This window comes from Legionella pneumophila subsp. pneumophila str. Philadelphia 1 (assembly GCF_000008485.1).
GTDB classification, from domain to species: domain Bacteria; phylum Pseudomonadota; class Gammaproteobacteria; order Legionellales; family Legionellaceae; genus Legionella; species Legionella pneumophila.
Genome location: NC_002942.5, coordinates 3,018,022 through 3,041,866, shown reverse-complemented (window position 1 = coordinate 3,041,866; position 23,845 = coordinate 3,018,022). Strand labels below are relative to the sequence as shown.

Genomic DNA, 23,845 nt, shown 5'->3' with positions numbered 1-23,845 from the left:
TCACTGTCATTGAAATGATATTGTGATATTCCCTTATACCAATAACCTGGACTTTTGGTGTTTGTTGTAAGTCCCGTATTATTCCATTGAGGATACAGCATTTTTAAATTAGGTTAAAATCATATCATACCCATTATTTTTTTTGCATCTTGATTTTAGAGCTTGTTGATATTTTGTGATATTGCTATTGTGAATTGGGTTATAAATAATTTTTGGAGCAGAACACATTTTGCGTGCCCTCCTATTGCCAAGAAGAAAAACCATTCTCGTGCTATTGATAGCCATTTATTGCGCTTACGACCTGATGGTTGCATTGTATACAGCTTGGGATTTCACAACGGATGATGCTTATATCAGCTGGTATTATGCGCGACAGTTAGCGAGTGGGAAAGGACTATTGTGGCATGCGACTCTGCCTCCAGTAGAGGGGTATTCCAATTTTTTATGGATCATCATTGCTGCATCGGTCATTAAATTGCAATTACCTCTGGTTAGCAGTATGAAGGTTATTTCCTGTTGTAGCTTGGGATTGTCATTACTGTTTTTATATCGATTGGCAAGACTTTTTTGTAGCCCTCTATTATCCATATTACCCGTTTTTTTATTTAGCCATTATACAGGAGTGGCTTGGTGGACGGTCAGTGGATTGGAAACCTTATTTTACTGTGCCCTATCTTTGGCATTGATATGGCAATGTACCTTGGCATTCGGTTATCACACTGTTAATGACAGTCACTGGATCAATCGATTTTCCCTTGACTCAACCAATCATTGGATAATAACCAATGTGCTCTTGTTATTATTGAGCTTAACACGATTTGAGGGAATCATTTGGATAATTCCTTTGGCTGTTTTTATAGGATGTCAATATTTGAGAGATCACAGGGAGCTGGTTTTTAAAGATCATAAGAGATTGTTCTTATGGGTTTCAATTACTTTTGTTTGCTTTACATTACCTTATCTTGTGTATTTTATTTGGAGATTAATTTATTTCGGTCATTGGATTCCTAATAGCTATCGTTGCAAAGCGTTAGCTTATGGGCAGTTTTTGGCAGTAGATTTGGATTATTTTCTTTTTATAACACCTTTACTTATATTATCGGTACCCTATTTATTATCTGCTAAGAAAGATTGTCGCCATTCTTTACTTTGGTTGCCCTCTGTTTTGTATAGTCTGTTGCTTTGGAAAGCAAATCCTGTGGTTACCTATGGTTTAAGATTGTTTTTAAGTCCATTCGCTCTTTTTTCCATATTACCTGTTTTAGGACTTAATCAATTTATACAATATTTTAAACCCTTTAGATGGGATCCTGAATATCCAATTGCGGGATTAATGTTGTTTATTACCTGGTTTTTTGTGCCGGGGAATGATTTAAACCATTTATCAAAATCAGTTATAGAATATAATGAACGTGCTCAAAATAGAATGACTATTGCTGATTTACTCAACCGGAAAGCAAAAAAGGGCGACAGCGTTCTGTTAGATGATTGTGGGATTATTCCGTTTTTTTCTCGAGAAGACATTCGATTCATAGACGCGCAATGTTTGAATAATAGCGATTTAACCCAAAAACCATTTAAAAACGATTTAAGTCTTTACGCCGATTATCTCAATTCTAAAGTGAGGCCTGACTGGGTAATTACCAATTACTATCCTATGGAATCACATGGTGATTATTTGACAGATTTGTTAGATGCGAAAAATTTTTTTAAAAACTATCATTTAGCTAGTACATTAAGCTCGGGCTTTTATTTAAACCAAAATCAACCGCAAGGGAAAAAGATGATTGATTTTGTTTATCAAATTTTTAAGCGGGCGTACAATAAGCCCCTGGAATTAGAATCCCAGGAGCCAAAGTGATGACCATTATTGCTCAGAAGGAGAGCCTTGACTTGAAAAATCAGCAGTGGGTTGAGCGGCTTTTAAATTTTGCAATAGCATAATGCTATTGGTTAATAATATTCGTTCTTGTATTTGTCTGTCCAAATACATTTGATAATTAATTTCAGCCAGCAATATCGCTATTTCTTTTTGAACTGTAGCAGGGGATGCGTCATTAATTTGTTTAATCCATTGTTGGTTTGGTTGTCCAGGAGTGTTGGAGGCGGTAGGATCAAATAATCGTCGAGTAGCCATGTTAAATTCATTCAGCGCTTGGCTTGTGATATTAGCGTTACTTTGGTCTGCACTCATATTTTGAGGTAACCTTTTGGATAAAATATAGTAGAGGTTGCTCACGCCAACAGAAGTTTGCGCTGCATAAACACGCAAATTATTAAAATAACTGCTTAATGTTGCGGCTGCTTGTTTTTGTTGGACTTCATTATAGCCTGCAGAATTGGGTTTTGCAGTGGCTTGATTCCATAACTCACTGTATGCACTCAACTTGGGTAAGGAAGGAGGGGTGACTTGAGCGCTTGCGTATCTGATAAAATTAAGCGCTTGCTGGGCTTGGCTTTTTGCCGTTAATCCAGAATCTTGCCCAGATTGTGACGCAGAGGTATCCATCAGTAAGGGGGCAATCAAAGAGTTACTGTTCAGTTGACTTATAAGCGGTTGATTGTATTTGTAGGAATAAAAAGCAGGCGTTGAACCAGAGGTTTGTGCTGGCGGCAAAGTGCCAATTACATTTTGCATGACCAGATTTTGATACATGAGGTTACAATTGGGTAACCAGTTCTTTTGTTCATTGTCCATACAAAAACTGTAATCCGGGGTGCCCAGAATATTGAATACTGCCTGACTGACTGGGTCATTTAAGTATGTCCCGGAGGTTGTGATTTGAGGCGCTGAAAAAATGCCAGGTGTTGTGGGTGTTTGGGCACTAGCTGTTGATTGATCTATTAAGCCGTTCGCTGTAATTTTCCCATCTGCGCCGGAGGATGGGGCGCTGAAATTTTGATATTTAAAAGTAGTATTTGCCAAATTATTAATTAATGAATTTCCTTGTACCTTATCGGTAACAAAATTCATTAAGCTCTGCGACATGGCATCGACAGGAATAGCGCCCAAAAAGGTATTATAGGCGTAATTTTGAACGAGTTGAACTACATTGGAATTGAATAATTGCGAATAAGGCGGGTTAGGGGCTTTGCTGGATTGAGTGATATCATAGCCTAAATATTTTCCCAGGTTCGTCAGGTAGGTCACCAGATTGGAGGTGTTGGTGCTTGTCTGTTGTCCAGATGGGTCAGCAGGTTGAGCAAAAACAGATAAAGTGGTAAAACAAACCAGATTGGCCAAGGCCAGTTTAGGTAATACTTTCATTATTCATCCCCTTCGAGTGCTCGTAAAACGAGTTTTAGACGGTATTGGCAAAAAACTCGCGATAATAACCTTAGTCTTTCAAATACAATATTGCGTTTTAGAAAAAAACCTGCCGGGTCACTGCTGCTTAAACTGGTTTCTTCCGCATGGATTAACACCCGGGAGGCGCTTCCAGGATGGACTGTGTCTATTGCTTGGAGCAAACGTAAGCCTCTTCCTGATTTAATATTCCCAACGATACGAATAAATTTATCTTCTTCTGCTAATAAGCCTAAGTCAATTTTTTCAATATCATCAAGTTCTTGCCCTAGCTGTTTCATTGCTTCTTCCAGTTCAGGATTCCCATCAAGAGTCCAGTTTTCAACACTTTCCATAAAAGTGATAACCCTGTAAATCATGGGGTCAAGGTACTCAAACCAGTACTTTGCGGAGGCTTCATGGCTTAAATCAGGCATTATTTACTCTTTTTTTACTGAGATACGTTGATAGACGAAACAACTACTTAATACTATAGTATATTATGATATATAAAAGTCCATTACTTAAAATTGTGAAAAAGTAAAAAATATGAAAAAGAAATCAGGATCAAGGATCGTAAGAGTTTTTACAAGGATTATCAATGTTCGTAAATGGTTCGATTGGGACAGAATGAAGTCACTCACCTTGTATTTGGTGAATGGCATTAAACGGTTATTCATACCTCAGGAACCAACCCATATCGAATCATTTGATGAAGCAGCCAGGAAATTAAAATTGAGTGAGGCTGACTTGGTAATCAAACAAAAAGCCTTGTTCAGACTAAGCATAATTATGGTTGTCGCTGCTTTTATGATACTTATTTATACGGGTTATCAATTTTTATATGGTTCATGGAAAGCTACAATAATAAGCTTGGTTGTGGTTATGATCGCATTGGTACTAGCCTTTCGTTATCATTTTTGGTACTACCAAATTAAACAACGTAAATTGGGATGTACTGTTAAAGAATGGTACAGGCAAGGGTTATTGGGTGAGAAAGAATGAATAAATTAGCTATTACGGTCCTCCTTTGCTTTTTTCCTGCGCTTGCACTGGCTGAAAATGGAGCCTTGAGTTTCGCTCCTCCGGCAAGCGATTTGTCCGTTGTTTTTTTAGGTAACCTATTTGGTGTAGTCGATGGTGTATTGCACGGCACTGGAAGCCAGATAATGGGCAATATGTTTGGTGTTTTTAACTCCGCTGTCCTTGCGCTGGGCGGTATCATTATAATGTACACCCTTATGGTTTCCACCATGAACACGGCCCATGAAGGGCAAATGCTCGGGCAAAAATGGTCTTCAATCTGGATTCCTCTTCGCTCCACCTTCGGCTTGGCTTTGTTAATACCCAAGGCATCTGGTTATTGTATGATGCAGGTATTCTTTATGTGGGTTATCGTGCAAGGCGTTGGTGCAGCCGATAAAATATGGGAAGCCGCCTTGAGTTATCTCAACCGGGGTGGCGTGATAATACAGGCTCAGGCCGATCCAACCAAGAGCTTGCAAGCAGCCGGATCTTCGTCTTCCGGTGTTGCAAAGGGAGCGTTAACTATATTGGGTGGCCAAATCTGCATGTTGGGTTTACAAAAACAATTACAAGCACAAAGAGATCTTTATTTGAGTCAAAGTAAGAGTCCACCTTGTGGGGGTAATCCTACTCCTGAAATGAATACTTTTTGCCGCACAGCGATTCCTGATTTCATCAGTACGGTAAATTTTGTCAAGAAACAAAATGATGATACGCCTAAAGATCTAACGGCAAACCAGCCCGCTTCTTTTGAACTGGACATGCCAAATTTCGATAAAAGTTCACCATTTTATTTCTTAAACGGGATTTGCGGCACAGTCAAATGGAATAATATTTCCGCTTTGAACTCAACGAATCAAAGTGATAATAAAGGGCTTGTGACAGTAGGAGGGGCTGGATCCAATTCATCCATGGGCGCTAACAGCTTAAATATAACTTCTTCTCAATTGCAAACAGCCCGATTGTCTCGCGCGATTGCCATACAGCAAATGTATGTGACTTTGTCTACTGTGGCACAGGTCATGGTTAATAATGATCCGGCGTTTTCAACAACCACGTCTACCGGAAACTCAAAAAATGATTTTTCCGCTATTGCCAAACAGCAGTTTGGAGTTCCTTATAAGTCATCCGGTGAGGTTTGCACTGAGTATCAACAAGTTTGCCAAACATGGGGGTCGGTACCCAGTTCCACCGGATCTACTACAGGAGTATTGTTTAATGGCACCGAATTTTTAGGTGCAATTAATGATTATAATGGCATTATGATGCCAACTCTCAATCTGATAAGACAAGCTACGTCTAAAGAATTTGATAAGAAATCCCGTGATTTTATTGCAGAAGCCAATGCCAAAGGATGGATCATGGCTGGCTCTTACTTTTTTGATTTGGTGAAACTCAATGGAAGCGCAACTGAGTTTGCAGACCAATTTGATACGGGAACAGGCCTAGATAAGAGTAGTTTTGATCCCACACAGCTTACCAAACCCTTTGGAAAAACGTGTCAGGATCCCTATTCATTATTGTGTACCTGGTTTCAAAACAAGAGTGATAAGCTGATTCAAATCCAGTCACTAATCGATGGCGTACCTGCTTTAGGTCAGGATGGCGTCAAGCAACCTGATCTTAGTGATAATCCTCAACGACAGTCTGTGAGTGGGCCATTGTCCTCAACAGTCTATGGATTTGTCAACAATTCCATGATGGTTCAATTGCCAGGTCAACCAGGAATAAAACCGTTGACCTTTGCCAATCTGATTAATTTTAAAGTAGATACGTCGCTTTATTATATGAAGCACCAGGATTTTGATTGCGGCAGGGTGAAGATTTTGTTCTTCTCGTTTTGCCTTGGCCGTATGATGGGTGACTTATTTTATAACTATGTTTTCAGGTATGTGTACAACTTCTTTTTAGCCATATTCGGAGAAATGATTAATTCCATCGTCATGGCCTTTTTAATGATTCCTTTACAAGGCATGAAAGATATTTTCATAGTGGGAGTGCAAACGCTGACACAGCCTGGAATAAACCCCATTGTCGCATTGGCTAATATGGGAACGATGTATATTAATTTTTCTGGTACTTTGTGGCTAACGCTGTTGAATATGGCAGTGGTCAGTTCACTAATACCACTTTTTGGTATCTTTATCTTTGCCTTGATTATGATGGCTATGCCTTTGTTGATGGCATGGATAGGGACCATGGTATCCATAGGATTTGTTACAGCATATTATATACCTGTTTTACCTTATATGATTTTCACTTTTGGATCATTTGCCTGGCTGATAGCCGTTATCGAGGCTATGGTGGCTGCACCTATTGTCGCCTTGGGTGTTACGCATCCAGAAGGTAATGAGGCTTTTGGTAAAGGTGAATTTGCCATTATGATTTTGGTTAATGTCTTTTTAAGACCTTCTCTGATGATAATAGGATATATTGCAGCGATTGCCTTGTCTTATGTTGGCGTGTGGATTTTGAATGCCGGATTTGATCATGCCATTTCCTACATCCAATCGGATCAAGGAATAGAAACATGGGAAAAAGGCACCAGTTCGAATGATGCGAAGAGGTTTTTCCAGAGCGCCGGGAACTGGACTGGAGCAAAGATGGATACATCGCAATGGGATAATTTTAAGGATAAGTTGACAGGTGATTATCAATCAACTGCATTAGAAGGTGGGTATACAGGCTGGGCAGGAGTGTATGCTTTCTTCTTCTCCATCTTAATTTATACCAGTATGTATTTAATTATTGTACAAAAAGCCTTTACACTGATTGCTCACCTGCCAGATAAAGTGCTGAGATGGATAGGTGGTAGTCCGGAATCTTTTGGTCAAGAAACAATGCAATGGGGTGAGGAAGCCAAAGGTAGAGTAGAGAAAGCAGGCGAAGCTACTTATGGGGCTGAGAAAGCTATTGGTGACAAATTGGGGGCTAAAGGGCAAGAGATGCTTGGCAAATTGGGGCCTCAAGCTAAAAAGATTTCGGAAAATGCGGGTGATGTTTCAGGGAAAGGTAAGAACAGTGGAGGCAGCCAGACTGGACCAAGCTCGAAACCTGATACAGGTCAACAACTGGGCGGTTCTGATAGTGGTACCCCAACCAGTACCCCACCTCCCGAATAACATTCAAAAACAATATAATAAGAAGGGCTCGCAGGAGCCCTTCTTATTATATATGGGTAGTTCATTTTATTAAAACTTTGACAGGTAGCTATTAATGCTGTTTGGACAGCCTTTTAAAAAGGAGGATTAATATGTTAGTCACGAAGGAAGTGGAATATGAGGATGGTGATACTGTATGCAAAGGTTTTATTGCCTATCATTCCAGTGCCTCAAAACCATTACCTTGTGTCATGGTTGCTCATGATTGGGGGGGGCGTGGAGAGGGAGCTTGTAACAAAGCGAGACAGCTTGCTGGCATGGGGTATATTGGATTCGCTATAGACATGTATGGAAATGCCAAGCTAGGTAAGGATAAGGCAGAGAAAAGAGCTTTAATGACTCCTTTCAGAGAAAATAGAGGGAAGTTAATCACTCGTATAAATGCGGCCTTCAACAAAGTGGTGCAGTTGCCTGAAGTGGATAGTGAGAAAGTGGCTGCTATTGGTTATTGTTTCGGTGGTTTGTGCGTATTGGACTTGATACGTTCCGGGGCACCGCTTAAAGGAGTTGTCAGTTTTCATGGGGTATTATTACCTTTAGAGGGTGAGAGTAATAAGTCATTAAATGCGAAAGTATTGATATTACATGGTTATGATGATCCCTTAGTACCAATTGAGCAAGTTAACCAGTTCGCTATTGAAATGACAGAAAGGAAAGTGGACTGGCAGGTCCATGTTTATGGCCAAACAGCTCATTCGTTTACTGACCCTGGTGCGAATGATGATGAAATGGGACTGCATTACAATAAATTAGCGGATCAACGTTCCTGGCAAAGCACTCAATTGTTTTTGCAAGAGTTATTTGCATGATTTATTGATATTAGACTTTTACATCAGCTGGTTATTTTGTTTTGGAGCAAGACGCAAACGTTTTGAGGAGAAGAGGTTATCTGCAGAAAATGAGCACCATAGAAACGTTTGCAAAGCAGCAATAAAACGAAAGAGGCAGCTTAGGCAATAGATTGATTGGAACTTTATAAGTTGAGTAATTTGATGGCATTGGAGAGAGTCAGCTCCTCCATGCGCTTTGCAGATAAATCCAATTCATTAAATATTTTTTTTGAGAAATGCAGCCACTCTGGAATATCCATTTGACCGAGCTGTCCTAAGTCCGAGCTGTAAATGACTCGAGGGAGATGAGTTAATATTTGAGAAAAATCTTGTTTTTCCTGGTACCCAAGGATAAAAGTTAAGGCAGTCTGTTCCACCCATAACCATTCATTTTTAATCAACTCATTGAGTTCGGTGAATTTTAATCCGATTAAAGGATTAGATGGTTGGCTTAATAATAATGAAGGAACATCATATTGATTACAGGCATCAATCAATCTATAAATCTCATCTCTCGAGGCAAGTCCTGAAGTTAAAACAATAGGGTAGTCCCGGGTCATTTTTAAAATATCAATCACTTCTTTGCGTAGTTGTTGTTTTGATCCAAACAGTGTTTCACCCTTTTGAGTATCTTGTTTTAAATTATCATGAGTTAATTCTCTTGATAGTTTTGATTGAAGTTTACGACCTGTGATAGTTGGGAAATCAACAATCATTTTACCTGAAAAAAGAGGTTGATATTCACTCAAGGCGCGAATGACTACTCTATAATTTATTCCTCCATTGATATGATTTAACACAACGGAAGGAAAAACGGGCAAACCCATTTCTTGCGCAATAGTTGCCTGAACACCAGTACTGCCAATATGACTTTTTAAAACGACTGCACCATATAAAGAGTGATACAATTTTCCCGCTTCAATTGCATTTCTGCGACGAATATAAAGATCAGGGGCCGCATGGTGGTGTATGTCTATGAATTTCAATTTTTCAGGCGAAAACACTACGACTCTCTTTTTTTATTAATACCTAACCAGGGTTGTTCATAGCAATAATCTTCTCGAGCTTGCTCAAGTGTCGAACCTGATGCAATAGCGGTCTTAATGCGTTCCTCAGTTAATCTTATGGCAATTGTTTTATTCACTACCTCCTGAAGGCGATCATTTGGGATCACCAAGACTCCATTGTCATCAGCAAAGATAATGTCGCCAGGATTTATTGTAACTCCATTAATGGATAAAGGGCATTGTTCATTGGCTTTGTAAACGCGATTCTTACCAGAGCACATATAAATTCCCGTACAAAAAACAGGATAGTTTGTTGAGCGAATTGATTCGACATCTCTCACTGCCCCATGCACAACAGTGCCCATGATGTTATTTCTCAATGCGGTATGTGTTAATAGGTCACCCCAAACGGTGCAATCAATTTGACCATTGTTGTCAATAACTATTACCGAATGTTTGGGAACCTTGTCTATATAGTTTGCGGCATTATGGAAGGCTGTTCCTTTTTTTTCTCTGGGTAAGTATTGGATAGTATAAGCAGGCCCAATAATTTTCATTCCCTGCGATAACGGTTTTATACTCAATAATCCGCCTTCGATTCCACAAGCGTCCAGTGCATCAGAAATTTCTGCGGAATTACAATTTATTAATTGCTGAAGCAAGTTGGGCATAGTATCAGACTCAATTAAATTTTCTTTAGGGGTGGGATTAAAATCCTTTGATAAACAAGAGGCATTCAATCGCGCACAATGTTCAATCACTGCATTCGCCATATCTGTCGTAGTGGCATGCCCACCCAGATCATAAGTAATAAAACGCTTTTCCTTTATGACTTGCATTACGGCATTGACTATTTTTTTTGCTCGGTCAGGATAACCAAAATGATTTAACAGCATGCTAATCGTTAAAAACATAGCTGATGGATTGGCACAATTTTTTCTTATTCTTGGCCCGCTTCCATGTACTGGCTCAAAATAACTCCCTTTATCGCCAATATTAGCACTGGGTGCAAGGCCTAATCCCCCCATGACTCCTGCTCCGACGTCGGATAAAATATCACCAAACATATTTTCCGCGACGATTACTCCAAATTTTTCCGGGCTTTTTATCAACCATAATGCTACGGCATCGACATTGAGTATGTCCGCCTGGATTTTCGGGTATCTTTGGGCTGTGCTTTCAAAAATTTTCCTGGTAAATTCGCCGCTTTCTCTAAGAACATTTGGTTTATCTGCTAAAGTGACTCTAGGCATGCCGGTTTGCATGGCATGCTTAAAGGCGAAATCAAATAAACGGGTTAAACCGGATTTTGATTGCAATCTTAAGGCACAACTTGCTTCATCAGCTGGAATCGTTTGCCAATGTTGGCTTTCTGCTAATAAACTATGTATTGCTTTTGGTAATGGAAAATAATCAAATCCGCAATACAATCCTTCGCTATTTTCTCTAATGATACAAAAATTAAACGGCTTTGATTGGTCATCAATGGAAAAACAGGGACGAACATTCGCAAAAAGATCCAAACCTTGCCTTAACTGAATGACGGGAGAAACATAATAAGGATTGCTCTTTTTAAGCGCGTTGCTTAATTCCTGTTTGGCTTCACGTTGCGGCTTGCTGGTAATCGCTCCTAGCAAAACGGTATCAGAGGAGGCTATCAATTGCCATGTTCTGGAGGGGATTGCTGCTCCTTCTTTTTTCCAAAATTCCCAGCCAATATCACCATAATTCAAGATTACAGGAACATCAAGGACTTCAAAAACAGGAAGTGTAGCCTCAGTCACTTCAATACCAATCCCGTCACCTGGTAATACAGCAATTTTTATAGGATCAGTGGATTTCATGATTCAGGGCCTTAAATATAATTTTTTTGCAAAAAGTGGGGTTGCTTTCTAGGACTCGCATACTTGCTTCGGGAACTACAATCAATTGGCCACATGGTGGTTTTATCACGTTATTGGTATTAACCAGTTGTGATTTTTCACCTATTAAATGAAAGTGATTCACATTACAATGATTTAAAATCGAAACACAATCTGTTTTCAATACTTTGGTTAAGCCAAAAATAAGTCGCTTGATCGCAAGTTCCCTATTTAAATACCGCAGCGAAGTGACAGGAATGGGATGAGGAGCATAAACTGCTTGATAAAGCGTGGATAATGCTTCTTCCAGTTTATTTTGCGAACAGAGCGAGATGACTTTTTCAAGTTTTTCTCTTAAGGAGGAATCTGAAAATGTGGGTGTAGAAAAAAGAATAATTTGTTTTTTTTCCCCGTTCAATATGGAAAAACATTGTTGAAGAATAACACCACCAAAAGAAAAGCCAACAAATGCATCATAAATTTTGATGAGTTGTTTTAGTTGCTTTTGCCAAATTCCATAATATTCTTCATCGGGACACTCATGCTGCTTGACAAGAGGATCAAGACATTCAATGGAGTAATAAGGATTAAGAAAAGATAAATTTTGGCTTAAGTGCCTCAGACTAGAGGATTGAGTTGAAACAGGACCGATAATCAATAATCTTTTTTTTGCCATTGTATTCTCTACTTATTCCTGGAAGGTCTATGATTTTGCCAGCTTAATTTTGAAAGTACGTTGCTTTCTGGAGCATCAAATCTTGGGGAATCAAGGTGTCCCAGCCTTATATTCCTATATTGGAAATATAAGCATTTTCTAGAGCTTGCCTGGTTTATAGCTTTTCAGGTCTGCTGTAGACAGATCAGAAATTCCCCTTATGAATTCACTCATTTCAATAGGTTCTTGTCCTATTTTCAAGGCATCTCTTACATAATTAGCTGCTGTCAACACATCTTCCAAATTGTATTTTTTTATATTGTTCGCATGTAAATAAGCGATAAAAAATTCAGTTTTTAGATTACCTGTTCCCTTGCCCATTCCTGCCAGTGAGGCATCAATAAAATGAACCCCGGCGTTTACCGCCGCAAGAGCGTTGGCTTGCGCCAATCCAAGGTTATCATGAGCATGAAATCCAAAAGAAACTTTATATTGACGGGTGTATTTTTTATACAGGCAATTTATCCTGTCAGGAAATAAGCTTCCATTAGAATCAGCAAAATAGATCATATCCGGTTCGTGTTCGCTTACTTCCTCAATCAAACTATCCAGTTCGCTTTCCGTATAATAAGAAATATGGATGATGTTCACTGAGGTTTCAAAATTCAAATTCTTAGCCAGTTTAATCAGAGGGACAGCATTTACCAGATCACCTTTTGCTATACATATTCTTATTAATTTCACACCGCAATTTTTTAGCTCGAACAGATCCTGTTCGTTTACATTATGAGGATGAACCATCACTGCAATTTTTGCTTTTTTTATTAGAGATTGGCAATACAGGAGATAATCTTGGGGACACATTCCAGCTTTCCCTATATTTTCAATAGGGTGAAGTGAACCATTACGGTAGCCAATTTCAATGTATTCAATACCTGAGTTATCAAGAGGAAGTAGTATTTTTTTTAAATCATCATCCTTAAAATGAAAATTAGTTCTATGTCCACCATCTCTTAATGAGGCATCTAAAATCGATACAGGATTCATTTAATACCTCGTAATAATAATTTAACCTCATTATTATTAAGTATAAACTTTAAAAGACCACTTGCAAAATGAGCATGTTCAATATGTTGTTCAATTAAGCACTTTAATCTCAAATTTCTTTCATTGAGATTGGTGAATTATCAGAATTTATCATGGAGTGAACTACCTTTACCTGAGCAAAGTGATTTCAGAAATAAATTTATTATCAAATAAGCTCACTGCCAGGTATTGGAAGTAAAGATTGGGAAATGACATAAGTTTTAGGTGAGGTGAATTACCACACGGCTAAAAGAATTAATCCCATAATGATAATAAGAATAGAGCTGCGGACATAAAAAGCGGTCGGTTGGTTGTTGTAGATAGAATATAAGTAAGACAACGGATGGCGGGTGATGAAACTGCGCATAATTTTTTTTGTGACTTTTTGTGGGGTTCCTTTCATTGGAAACTCATGAATTCGAATACTGGGCTTATGATTCACTTCCAGTATGACGCCATTTGATTGTTCTATAGGAATATTGATGATATCCGAACATTCCACATCTATCCCAACCAATTGCAAGTCGAGTATTTTGGCTGCTTGAAGCAATAATTTACGATTTTGCTTGCACATCTTCTTGTTTATGGTGACATAGGATCCACCTCTTGTTGCATTGCTTGTATAGCATAAAACAATTTGTTCTCCAAAAGAGGGGATGTAATTTTCTGTTATGCCCAGCTCTTGAAGTTTAATCCGCGCTTCCTCATCTAAAGTAATTTCACCTAAAGCTTCATTGATTCTTTTTCTGTTTAAATTTTCTTGTTTAATCAACTCATGTATGGGATGTACTCTATCGCCAGTTACAGCGGCTGGGTAACGTTGGACTATGCCAAGGATACGGTTATTAAAAACCAATACACGGTAAGAATTCAGTTTGCCGTGGAATTCTTCTATTATTAAGCACTGATAAGAGGAAAAATATTTTGTTAAATGGCTTTCCAGTTCTTCCCATGTTTTTATATTGCATAAAACACCGATTCCCAGCGAACCGTCTATTGGTTTAATGACTAAGGGAAAGTTTAATTGTGCAATTTTATCTTTATGCAAATTCCGTTGAAATTCACTACAGTTTAAAGAGATAGCTTTGGGAACAGGAATACCCGCTTTTTCCAATAGTTTAGAGGTACAATATTTATCAATAGCAATATTGGCACTACAGCTATTATTAAAAGGAGTTTCATTTTTGCAAAAATGGTAGTTATTCTTGCCCAATTTAAGTATAAAACCATCAAACTCCTCCACAGGTATTACTGGCAAGAACAATTCCTTCGCGCTTTCAAAATATTGCTGTGCATTCCTCTCTATGGTAACGTCTCCTTGGAATAATGAAATGCAATAGTAAAAGAATATAGTATCATAACCGTAATAATCGCTATATGTCTCTACTTGAGAACGCTCATTTTACCGCTTGATTTTATTTGCTTGTCAGAAAGATGAGAGAGAATATCATGGGCAACACACGGAATCTTTATTCTGAAAAATAGGACATTTTAATGAAGCCATTTGTTTACCTGACCAACCAATTTCTAGAGCCAATTATTCCCATGCTGATTCCTGATTGGAACATTATTCATGGTTGGAAAATGGCTTCACGAGTGGATCAATCCCGGGTTGTGGCTTTAGCCACAACGGTATGGGATCAGATTGACCATTCGTTTTTAATGCAATTTCCTAACTTGAAAATTATTAGTCACCTGGGAATAGGAACGGACAATATTGATATTAATTTTTTAAAGCAAAATCATATTATTCTGCATTCACAACCTAATGCAGGTGTTCATGACACAGCAGAACTTGCTATCGCTTTATTGTTAACACTGTCGCGAAGGGTGATTCTAAATGATCGCTATACCCGAAATAATGAATGGGTTGAGAAAAAGCCCCGTTTTCTAGGCAACCATTTATTGGGAAAGCAATTGGGCTTGGTTGGATTCGGTCAAATTGGTGAAAAGATAGCGCAATTTGCAGAGCCTTTCGGGCTAAAAATTGCTTATACGGCCCGAAGTCAAAAAAATAGCCCTTACTTGTATTGTCCAACAGCCGCAAATTTAGCATCTATTAGTGATTTTTTAATCATTTGTTGTTCCGGCGGTATTGATACACAACATTTAATTAACAAACAGGTTTTAGATAATTTAGGGCCAGAGGGATATTTGATTAATGTTGCGCGAGGCAGTATAGTGGATCAAAACGCTCTGATTGATGCTTTGCAACGCCATACAATCGCTGGTGCCGCTTTGGACGTATACCAGTATGAACCGGAAGTTCCTTTCGCTTTAAGGCAACTTGATAACGTCGTCTTATCACCACATATGGGTAGCTCAACTAAAGAAAATTTAAACCAGATGTTTCAATTACAGGCAAAACATTTAAACCAATATTTAAATGAGTCTTTGTGGCAAAGGGAAAGCCATGTAACTCTTTTTGAAGAACAATAATTATTTTTTATCAAATATAAGGATATATTATGCCCAGTACTTACATTCTAAATACCAATGACAAGGCGAGAGAGCGTCTTTCTCTGCAACATCAATTGTATGCCAAGAGCAGCCTGGATTTACTTTCTGAGGTTGGGCCTTCAGCGGCAATGACTGCTCTGGAGATAGGGTGTGGCTCTGGTGATATGACCCTCGAATTAGCCAAATTAATTGGCCGGGAGGGCAGTTTGCTTACTATAGATTTGAGTCAGGATCAACTGGATCATACTCAACAACGAACCAGAACCTATAGCAATATACGATTTAAGGTGTGGGATGTTAATCATCTTTCAGATCTTGGGGAAAAATTTGATTTGATTTATTGTCGAATGGTTTTACATCATGTGGCTGATGCGCGCTCTGTCATTCTCCAAATGAAAAATTGTCTTAATTCTGGTGGTTTCGTCGTATGTGAAGAACCCTCTTTATTTGATTCTACCTTTTGCTCTCCTCCTTCACCCTCCTATGACCAGTTTACACAATGGGCGAGGTCATGCTTTAGCAAAAGCAATCGGGATTTTCAGATAGCGCATCGATTAGAGCAAGAGTTTTCATCCTGCGGTTTTGAAATTGAGCATTGTTCTTTATTTCAACCCTTGCTCAGAACGAACAAAGAAAAACTAATTTATTCAATGGCGCTTGATGATTTGACCCCTCAGCTTTTAGAGCTTGGCATAGCTAAAAGGGAGGAAATCAAACAATTACATAATGAACTTGAGGACTTAGCGAAAACAAATTCTACTATGTGCTGGATTAGAATGCATAAAATAATAGCAAAACTTAATTAATAAATAATAAAAACAGGGGCTGACGGTAAAACGAATTTAGTCTATCCAACTCCTGTTTTTAATCCAGTCTCTGATTCTTTTATCCTTGCCTCAATGGACGCGTGAAAGGGTTGAGGTAAACTTTTAATATAAGCGATTACCGTGTCATGATCACTTTGACCAATATGGATTATTTTTCCTCTTTTCATAACTGAAAAAACTCCATTCCCGCTGGCAAGAAAATCTGAAGTGGCTATGGTATACATCTTTTCTCTAAGCAATGGTTTATTTTGATGTCTAATTTCAATTATTTTATGTCCCAGAGGTTGATGTGAATCATAGGTGTAGGCAAACCCGGAAATTTGTAACATATTGATATAAGAGCCCATCCATTGTTGCTCTAACAAGTCATAAATATCATTTCCAGTTAAGGTAATTGTGACTATCCTGTTGGAAAAGGGTAAAATAGAATAGATATTTCCCCAGTTAACTTCCCCAGCTTTTAAATCATCACGAATTCCATTGGGATTAGTGATACCCAGATCGGTATTCATTACTGTTCTATAAGCATCTGCGATCAGATTCCCTAAACTCGATTCACCATCTTTATTTTGTTTTCTTAGCAGATCATATTCTGCAGTGCCTACATGGTTATTTATCATTGGCCCAATTTTATCTTCTGCTAATTTAACAATTTCCAAGGCTTGTGTATCCGGATTTGTTCCAGGCCATCGATTAGCATAAGTTGTAATAATTTTGGCTGATTTGTTTTTTACCGTATGATTTTTGGTATCGATTTGGAGGGTAACTTCAGCAAAAGCAGCACTGTAACTATTCGCTTGTGTGACCAGGATCTTATGCCCATTGCGATTTGGAAGGAAAGCATTTAGAAATTGATGGGTGTGACCACCCATAACAACGTCGATTTCATCACCAAGGGAATAAACTATTTCTTTAATATGACCTTCTACTGCTGAGGTAGTTTGGGTGTCTCCCTCATAAGGAATTTGATTTCCACCTTCATGAATCAGGACAATAATAACATTGACTCCTTTCGCTTTAATTTCCGGGATGTAATGATTAATACTGTCTGCTTCATCTAAAAATTTAACTCCTTCTGCGTTTGCTGGAAACATAGAGTCCGCCGCATCTTTTAAAACAGCGCCAATAAATGCTATGGGAGTATTATGTATCCGTTTAATTATGTAGGGTGGGAAGAGAGGTTGTTCTGACTTGGCGTCAACGATATTCGCAGAAACATAGGGATAAGATGCACCCGGATAATTGGGTAATGAGATCCATGAATCGGTCGGTGGATTATTGGTACCATAAATTAAATCAAACATGGCCTTTTGCCCTTTGTCAAATTCATGGTTTCCTACTGTGGCAACGATGTTGCAAAGAGGATCCATTCTTGATTCGGGCTTGCATTGATTATTTCCCAAGCCATTAATAAATAAAATACTGGGTTCATCATTCAACAGTCCTGAAGAAGGGGGGGAGGCTCCAACCAAATCACCCATGATGGTAATTATTGATCGATCTTCCATTCCCAATTGAGCTTCTTTAAGATAAGCGGCCAGGACAGCTGCCCCGCCAACAGGTTCATTTTTTACGGCTCTCCCACTGCTTATTTGACCATGAAAATCATTAATGCCTAAAATTTTAATGTTGAGGGTTGGCGAAGCTGTGCTGTGCTGATTGACGGAAGCCCAATTGAGAGAAGAGCCTAAAATTAACAAAATAAATAAGTTAAAATAATGATATAGGCTTTTCCTGTGAAACATCATGAATCGAATCCTTGAGCTTGATTGTTTTATATGCGGTATATCAATGATTTTTCTATGGCAAGTGCAAACAGATTAATTTTGATTATTGTTGATATTCTTTGGCCCCAGCAATGATTAATTTATAAACTCGCTCACTGATAATCCCCTGTTCAAATTTCATTTTTGCGTCCCAAGTCATTAACTGCCCTTTTTGCCTCACTAACTTACGAGTGGCTGAAGTCACTTCGTTAGGGTCTCCCTCCAATAGAATATCTCTCACTTCTTCATCGAATACCAGATACTCCCTTAGGGCTACACGTCTTTCATCAACGGTTGGGACCAGTTTTTGCCAAATGCAAAGCCTAATTGTTTCAAGAATATCGATGGTTCTTCCCAAACGCTCTTCCCCGCTAAAAGATGTGACCAGACGTCGCATTGTTTCTGCAACACCAGAAGTATGCAGGGTTGTGTAGACAGGGTGCCCTGTTAAAGCGGCTTCAAGAGCGGCACTGATGGTTTCTGCATCACGACATTCACCCACCATAATTAATCTTGGCTTTCGTCTTAATGCGTTTCTTACTCCATCAGCAAAGTTGGGTAAGTGTCTTGGAATCTCTGATTGGCTTACTACAGCGGAAATTGTTTCAATTTCATCATAGACGAATTCTATCGGGGATTCGTAAGTTAATACTTTACGGTTTGAGTCTGATGTTTCAATAAGTTCTCGAATAATGGAAGCTAACAATGTCGATTTGCCCGAACCGGTAGCGCCTGTAATAAACACGATTCCTTCCTGTGGAGCAATCGCTTCAATAATGTTATCAGGGAGGTTCATGGTACTGAGTTTGGGTGGCGTGGTTGGAATAGTTCTTAATGTGATTTGAATGGCATCATGACCTTCAACCAGGCAGGCAGTCGCGTTAACCCTATATCGATAGCGTACACCACGGTTGGGTCGAAACTCATAATGAGTATCTATATCTTTACCGGAAAGTAATTGTGTCGTGGCATTCGGGCCATAAATGGAATTAATAAGGTCGCCCAATTCTGTATTGGAAAGACGTCGATTTGTAATTTTAAGGAGTCTTCCATAAACCTCTGCAAAAATGGGTTCGCCAGTTTGGATTGTTATATCTGAAGCATTCAGGCTTTCTGCATGCTCCAGCATTCTGTCCATGAATACTGGAGTGAAACGAGTTGGCTCATCGGGCATTAAATTAATATTATCCATAGACATTAACTTACTGGTGCTATAATAGGTTGCCAGGATTTGTTTGTTATAACAATTTTAGCCTGATTTGCCAGTTTTTCCATATTTTTGAAACGTTCGAGAGCATTTTCATCTTTGGCGACCGCAGCTCTCCATTCTGCACTATTGACATTAAGTTCAGGTAACGCCGTGATGCGTAAGACCCTGTCATCGATATGAATTTCTGAGCCATCCCCAGTTACGCCCAAGTCAGTATGAGAAACATAAGGAGGAGATACCATGTTCATAGCCAGTAATTTTCTATAAAGAATCATACCGCCGAAATCTTCTTTAATGCGGGCAATATTTTCTTCCAAAATGGTGTTTGCCTGATCTATACCATTTTTCCACCCTCTTTCAGTATAGATGCACCATATTTCTTTTTCAGCCTTGGTTTTGGGGAGTAGAGTGACATTGGGAGCTTCAGGTTTCACATAATCCATCCACAAATATTGCCGCCAGGTAGGTGGAGTAGTAATGAAATGAGCTTGTTTTGCGACTTTATAGGTGCGGTCTGAAATACGGATACTTTGAGCATCTGCAAGATTCAAAGTATTCCTTCCCTCAAGTAATACAGGAGGCAAAATATTATGCTCTAAGACCAGGGAATTAAAATCATAAATTGCATCAAGATTCCTTGCCTGTTTGTTTAATTGCTCGTCAATTATTTTTGCTCTCCAGGCTAACCCAGCCTGGGCGCCAACACTTAAAGCGGTTTCCTTAAGGGCCATCTCGCGAATTTTACCCATTTTTTGTTTTTTTTGAGCTCGGGTGTATTTTGAATCAGCCATAGCTTGAAGTCCTGCCAATGAGCCAGTATCCCCGTAATGATTACGAGAAGAACAGGCTACCAGGAGGGCTGATAGCAAAATAGATAAACTAAGAATAAATTTTCGCATAGCGCAATTCTACGACCTGACTGTTAGGATACACATGAATACTGGCTTTTTTCCCAGCTTGATAATCAATATCTCTAAGGATCTCGGCCAGACTCTCATCTTTGGTACTGATGCTGATTAAAACTGGAACTGAAGGCGACTTGCCTAAAACACGAAATCTGAAATGTGCTGCTTTGGCGATACGTGCAGTCAATTCTTCAATCGGACCAGACCAATCGACACTGGCTCTTGCTTGCAAGTTATAAGCATTAGGTATAGTTAAGGTATTGTCTTTGCTTGGTGGAGTAATTACTTTTTCAACTTTTGCCATTTCAAGCATGGAGTCACTGACTGAAACGGCAGCTTCTGCTAATTTAATGGTCGCATCATCACTTGGATTATTGATGGGTGGTTTTTTAAATTTCATTGTTCCAGCGCAACCAGCAAGAAGCGCTGAAAAAATAAACATTATGACAATCTTATTGTTGTTCATTCAATGTTCTTTACCATTTGGAAATATTAGTTTGATTGAAACAGGAGGAAGGCTTGTTGTCAAGACATTGTTTGTTAGAGTTTTTCAAATAATCCATAAATGACTTGACCGGCTTGTTTTAATTTCAATTGCTTCCAAAGTTCTGTTTTTACTTCAATAGGAGATGATGATTCAATGTAGACAAGACCTCCTTTAACAAGAAGGTTATTTGTTATGATATGATCAAGACACTGAGGAACATAGTTGAGAGCGTAGGGAGGATCTAAAAAAATCAGATCGAATTGCTCGGTGCTTTGTTTAAGATAATTTAACGTATCAGTTTTTATAAGGTGCAATTTGGGGGTATCAAATTGACGAATGGTATTTTGCAAACTGGCATGAGCTTTGGGAGATTGTTCGATAAAAACGACATGAGACGCTCCTCTGGAATAGGCTTCAAATCCCAACGCGCCACTACCTGCAAAAGCATCCAGACAGCGGGCATTTTTAATATCATTCATTAACCAATTAAAGAGGGTCTCCCGAACTCTGTCTGGTGTTGGCCTCAGGCCATCTACATCGGGGAAATGTATTTTTTTCCCCCGATATAATCCTCCAATAATCCTTATTACCTGTTTCAAGATTGTCCAACCGTTACCAAGAGTAATTTTTCAGGATTCACCTGTTGCTGGAATGCTTGTTTGATTTCAGCATCGGTTACCGCATTGATTTTAGCAACATAGGTATCCAGATAATTATCAGGTAAATGGTAGAACGCCATTCTTAATAACAGGTTTGCAATGTTGGTATTGCTTCCCAGAGAGAGAGGGAAACTGCCTGTCAGATATTGTTTCGCTGAAGCCAGCTCCTCCTGATTCGGCCCATTTTTGATAAATTTTATCAGGGTATCCTGGGTAATGTGCAGTGCGTTTCTGGCCTCGGAGTTTTTGGTTGATAAACTAATGATAAAAGGTCCTTCACCTAGCATAGGGACAAACTGACTATCGATTCCGTAAGTTAAGCCTCTTTTTTCTCTTACCTCAGTACCCAGCCTGGAAACTAATGTTCCTCCACCTAAAATATAATTCCCAACCATTAAAGGGAAATAATTTTGATTATGATGATCTATTCCTATCTGTCCCAAGCGAACTACTGTTTGCGAGGAAGGAAACGGTACATTAATTTTTTCCGCATCGGCCAGCTGAGAGGCTTTGGGAATTGTTGGTGCTGGCTCTCCTGCGGGTAGATCCTGGGTCAATTGTTCTGCCAATTGATGAGCTTGAGAACTGTCAATAGCACCAACCATAACTAATATACCATTTTTAGCAACAAAATATTTTTTATAAAAATCAATGACTTGATTTTCTTTAATGGCATTTAGTGACTCAACTGTCCCATGCACAGGATGGGCATAGGGATGCTCTTGATATAAGGTTTTAAAAAAGTTCTGGATGGCTACATCATCTGGCGATTCTTCTGTTTGTTCAACTGCCATGAGAAGTTGATCTTTTTCTCTTGCGAAGGCTTCTTTAGGAAAATCAGGATGACTAATAATTTGGCTAAAGGTTTTGGTAGATTGCTGCAAAGCCTCTTTGCTGGTAAGAGTTCTTAGACTAAGGACAACCATATCCCTACTCGTTTCGGCATTAAATTGCGCTCCGGTGTCTGCTAAAGCTTCCGCAATATTCGTTGCGTCTTTACCGGAATTGCCTTGATTAATCAAATTGGTTGTTAATGCGCTTAAACCAAAATACTTACCGTCATAGGCAGAGCCGGCAGCAAATGCCAAACTAATATCAAGCATAGGTACTTCCATTGCTTGATAAAATACAACTCGCACCCCATTTTTAGTCTGCCATTTTTCAGTTTTGAATGAATTGGCGAATAGATTGTGAGAAAAAATTACACTAAACGAAATGATAAAAGCTCTTAAAACACTCATGGTCTTACCTCTTCTTGCCTGATTGGCTTTAATTCTGCAACAGTCATGTTATTTTCTTGAAAATATCGTTGCGCAACTTGCTGAATTTGCTCAGGGGTTATTTCATTGATGGCTTTGGTGTATGTTTCCGTATTTTTCCAACCCAGACCTATTGTTTCTAACAATCCCAACTCCATGGCCTGACCAAAAATAGAATCTTTTTCAAAAGTTTTTTGTGCTATGATTTGATTTTTAACCCTTTGTAATTCCTGATTGCTAACAGGCGCTTTTTTTAAGGCTTCCAATTCCGTAATTAATGCCTTTTCCAGATCTTTTATTTGATGATCTTGGCTAGGCGCCCCATAGACAATAAATTGGCTTTGGTACCTTGAATAGAGGTTATAATAGGCTTCTGCACCAGTGGCTACTTGATTGCCTCGCACCAGGTGTTTGGCAAAGCGCGCACTTTCCCCGGCATCAAGTATCCCGGCGATAATTTCCAAGGCGTAAGGTTCCCAGTTATTTTTAGCAGTTTTTACACTAGGTACAGTATAGCCAATTAACAGTAATGGCAGTTTCGCTGGCGCGTTAATGTAAACCATTTTTTTCCCAAGCGCAGAGGGTTCTTGCTGGGGTTTACGAGACGCTATGGGACGTTTGGCTATTGAGCCGAAATAATGTTCAGCCAAGGCATGTACTTTCTCAGGATTCACATCGCCTACTACTACCAAGGTGGCATTATTTGGTGCGTAATAACTTTCGTACCATTTTTTTAAATCCTCTACTTTCATTTGTTTCAAATCATTCATCCATCCTATCACCGGGTGATTGTACGGCGCTGTAAGATGCGCTGTGGCCAGAAAACGTTCGAAAGCAAGTGCCTGCGGGTTATTGTCAGTACGTAAACGTCTTTCTTCTTGAATGACTTTAATTTCTTTAGCGAATTCCTCGCTATTAAGCAGTAAATTATTCATGCGATCGGCTTCCAATTCGAAGCTTGTAGCCAGATGGCCAGCATCTAATTTTTCATAATAGGCGGTATAATCATTGTTTGTAAAAGCATTTTCCTGACCTCCCAATGCAGCAATTGTTTTGGAAAATACCCCTACCGGGTATTTGGAAGTTCCTTTAAACATCATGTGTTCTATGGCATGAGAAACACCAGTGATGCCTACAGGCTCATCTGCTGAACCCACGTTATACCAAATCATGGATACTACGACTGGAGCTCGATGATCTTCTTTTACCAGTACTTTTAAACCATTGTTTAACGTATACTCCTGGACTTGGCTAAAAGCCTGAAATGAGAGTAGCATCATAAGAGAAATGAGTAATTTGTGCACAATGTCACCTCAAAGCTAAAAAGATGATAGAATTTCATATTTTTAAGGAATTGTA

20 protein-coding genes are annotated in these 23,845 nt (G+C 39.0%); 6 read left to right on the top strand and 14 right to left on the bottom strand.

The genetic code is table 11. The features are described from left to right. The first annotated feature begins 229 nt into the window (after nucleotides 1-229). Nucleotides 230-1,861 carry a protein LphB gene (locus LPG_RS13580; protein WP_010948390.1) on the top strand — a complete coding sequence of 544 codons (1,632 nt, stop codon included), beginning with the start codon at nucleotides 230-232 and terminating at the stop codon, nucleotides 1,859-1,861. Nucleotides 1,862-1,867: 6 nt separating this feature from the next. On the opposite strand, the gene icmX is transcribed toward LPG_RS13580, so the two are convergent. Together icmX and icmW are read right to left on the bottom strand one after the other, a co-directional pair. Continuing rightward, nucleotides 1,868-3,268 (bottom strand): type IVB secretion system protein IcmX, encoded by a 1,401-nt coding sequence (icmX, locus tag LPG_RS13575; RefSeq protein WP_010948389.1) that lies wholly within the window; start codon nucleotides 3,266-3,268, stop codon nucleotides 1,868-1,870. Continuing rightward, nucleotides 3,268-3,723 (bottom strand): type IVB secretion system protein IcmW, encoded by a 456-nt coding sequence (icmW, locus tag LPG_RS13570; protein WP_010948388.1) that lies wholly within the window; start codon nucleotides 3,721-3,723, stop codon nucleotides 3,268-3,270. Before icmW ends, icmX begins: the two co-directional genes overlap by 1 nt. A gap of 112 nt (nucleotides 3,724-3,835) precedes the next feature. Here icmW and icmV point away from each other — a divergent pair, with 112 nt between their 5' ends. The 3 genes from icmV (at nucleotide 3,836) to LPG_RS13555 (ending at nucleotide 8,282) form a co-directional block, all read left to right on the top strand. Beyond that, a complete protein-coding gene (gene icmV / locus LPG_RS13565) occupies nucleotides 3,836-4,291 on the top strand; it encodes a type IVB secretion system protein IcmV (protein ID WP_010948387.1) in 456 nt (151 codons plus the stop codon). Further along, nucleotides 4,288-7,434 carry a type IVB secretion system protein DotA gene (gene dotA, locus LPG_RS13560; RefSeq protein ID WP_010948386.1) on the top strand — a complete coding sequence of 1,049 codons (3,147 nt, stop codon included), beginning with the start codon at nucleotides 4,288-4,290 and terminating at the stop codon, nucleotides 7,432-7,434. Before icmV ends, dotA begins: the two co-directional genes overlap by 4 nt. Nucleotides 7,435-7,565: 131 nt before the next feature. Next, nucleotides 7,566-8,282 (top strand): dienelactone hydrolase family protein, encoded by a 717-nt coding sequence (locus LPG_RS13555; protein ID WP_015443975.1) that lies wholly within the window; start codon nucleotides 7,566-7,568, stop codon nucleotides 8,280-8,282. Nucleotides 8,283-8,446: 164 nt separating this feature from the next. On the opposite strand, the gene LPG_RS13550 is transcribed toward LPG_RS13555, so the two are convergent. The 5 genes from LPG_RS13550 to LPG_RS13530 all read right to left on the bottom strand — a co-directional run bounded on the left by LPG_RS13550 (nucleotide 8,447) and on the right by LPG_RS13530 (nucleotide 14,171). Next, nucleotides 8,447-9,307 carry a DUF6282 family protein gene (locus LPG_RS13550; protein ID WP_010948384.1) on the bottom strand — a complete coding sequence of 287 codons (861 nt, stop codon included), beginning with the start codon at nucleotides 9,305-9,307 and terminating at the stop codon, nucleotides 8,447-8,449. After that, on the bottom strand, nucleotides 9,307-11,154 hold the full coding sequence (locus LPG_RS13545; protein WP_010948383.1) for an isocitrate/isopropylmalate family dehydrogenase: 1,848 nt from the start codon (nucleotides 11,152-11,154) through the stop codon (nucleotides 9,307-9,309). Before LPG_RS13545 ends, LPG_RS13550 begins: the two co-directional genes overlap by 1 nt. Beyond that, nucleotides 11,141-11,848 (bottom strand): hypothetical protein, encoded by a 708-nt coding sequence (locus LPG_RS13540; protein ID WP_010948382.1) that lies wholly within the window; start codon nucleotides 11,846-11,848, stop codon nucleotides 11,141-11,143. The genes LPG_RS13545 and LPG_RS13540 overlap by 14 nt, the downstream gene beginning before the upstream one ends. A gap of 138 nt (nucleotides 11,849-11,986) precedes the next feature. After that, nucleotides 11,987-12,874: an aldolase catalytic domain-containing protein gene (locus LPG_RS13535; protein ID WP_010948381.1), complete on the bottom strand. Its 888-nt coding sequence runs from the start codon at nucleotides 12,872-12,874 to the stop codon at nucleotides 11,987-11,989. A 274-nt stretch (nucleotides 12,875-13,148) separates the two neighbouring features. Then, nucleotides 13,149-14,171, bottom strand: a complete 1,023-nt coding sequence (locus LPG_RS13530; protein WP_015443978.1) for a cyanophycin synthetase — start codon at nucleotides 14,169-14,171, stop codon at nucleotides 13,149-13,151. Between the two features lie 236 nt (nucleotides 14,172-14,407). Here LPG_RS13530 and LPG_RS13525 point away from each other — a divergent pair, with 236 nt between their 5' ends. Then, entirely contained in the window at nucleotides 14,408-15,352 is a 945-nt protein-coding gene (locus tag LPG_RS13525) for an NAD(P)-dependent oxidoreductase (RefSeq protein ID WP_010948379.1), read from the top strand. Nucleotides 15,353-15,381: 29 nt separating this feature from the next. Continuing rightward, complete coding sequence (locus tag LPG_RS13520) at nucleotides 15,382-16,179, top strand: class I SAM-dependent methyltransferase (protein WP_010948378.1); 798 nt, start codon at nucleotides 15,382-15,384, stop codon at nucleotides 16,177-16,179. A 41-nt stretch (nucleotides 16,180-16,220) separates the two neighbouring features. Here LPG_RS13520 and LPG_RS13515 read toward each other — a convergent pair whose 3' ends face one another. From LPG_RS13515 to LPG_RS13485, 7 genes are all read right to left on the bottom strand, one after another. Beyond that, nucleotides 16,221-17,948, bottom strand: coding sequence for a bifunctional metallophosphatase/5'-nucleotidase (locus tag LPG_RS13515; RefSeq protein ID WP_010948377.1), 1,728 nt, complete (start codon nucleotides 17,946-17,948; stop codon nucleotides 16,221-16,223). Between the two features lie 82 nt (nucleotides 17,949-18,030). Continuing rightward, nucleotides 18,031-19,164 (bottom strand): Dot/Icm type IV secretion system ATPase DotB, encoded by a 1,134-nt coding sequence (gene dotB / locus LPG_RS13510; RefSeq protein ID WP_011216546.1) that lies wholly within the window; start codon nucleotides 19,162-19,164, stop codon nucleotides 18,031-18,033. Further along, the gene (gene dotC, locus LPG_RS13505; protein WP_010948375.1) at nucleotides 19,164-20,075 is read right to left on the bottom strand and encodes a type IVB secretion system protein DotC; all 912 of its coding nucleotides are present in this window, start codon (nucleotides 20,073-20,075) and stop codon (nucleotides 19,164-19,166) included. The genes dotB and dotC overlap by 1 nt, the downstream gene beginning before the upstream one ends. Then, entirely contained in the window at nucleotides 20,056-20,547 is a 492-nt protein-coding gene (dotD, locus tag LPG_RS13500; RefSeq protein ID WP_010948374.1) for a type IVB secretion system lipoprotein DotD, read from the bottom strand. Before dotD ends, dotC begins: the two co-directional genes overlap by 20 nt. Nucleotides 20,548-20,621: 74 nt before the next feature. Beyond that, complete coding sequence (gene rsmD, locus LPG_RS13495; RefSeq protein WP_010948373.1) at nucleotides 20,622-21,167, bottom strand: 16S rRNA (guanine(966)-N(2))-methyltransferase RsmD; 546 nt, start codon at nucleotides 21,165-21,167, stop codon at nucleotides 20,622-20,624. Next, a complete protein-coding gene (locus tag LPG_RS13490; protein WP_010948372.1) occupies nucleotides 21,164-22,468 on the bottom strand; it encodes a M16 family metallopeptidase in 1,305 nt (434 codons plus the stop codon). The genes rsmD and LPG_RS13490 overlap by 4 nt, the downstream gene beginning before the upstream one ends. Next, nucleotides 22,465-23,790 carry a M16 family metallopeptidase gene (locus LPG_RS13485; protein WP_010948371.1) on the bottom strand — a complete coding sequence of 442 codons (1,326 nt, stop codon included), beginning with the start codon at nucleotides 23,788-23,790 and terminating at the stop codon, nucleotides 22,465-22,467. Before LPG_RS13485 ends, LPG_RS13490 begins: the two co-directional genes overlap by 4 nt. Between the last annotated feature and the right edge of the window lie 55 nt (nucleotides 23,791-23,845).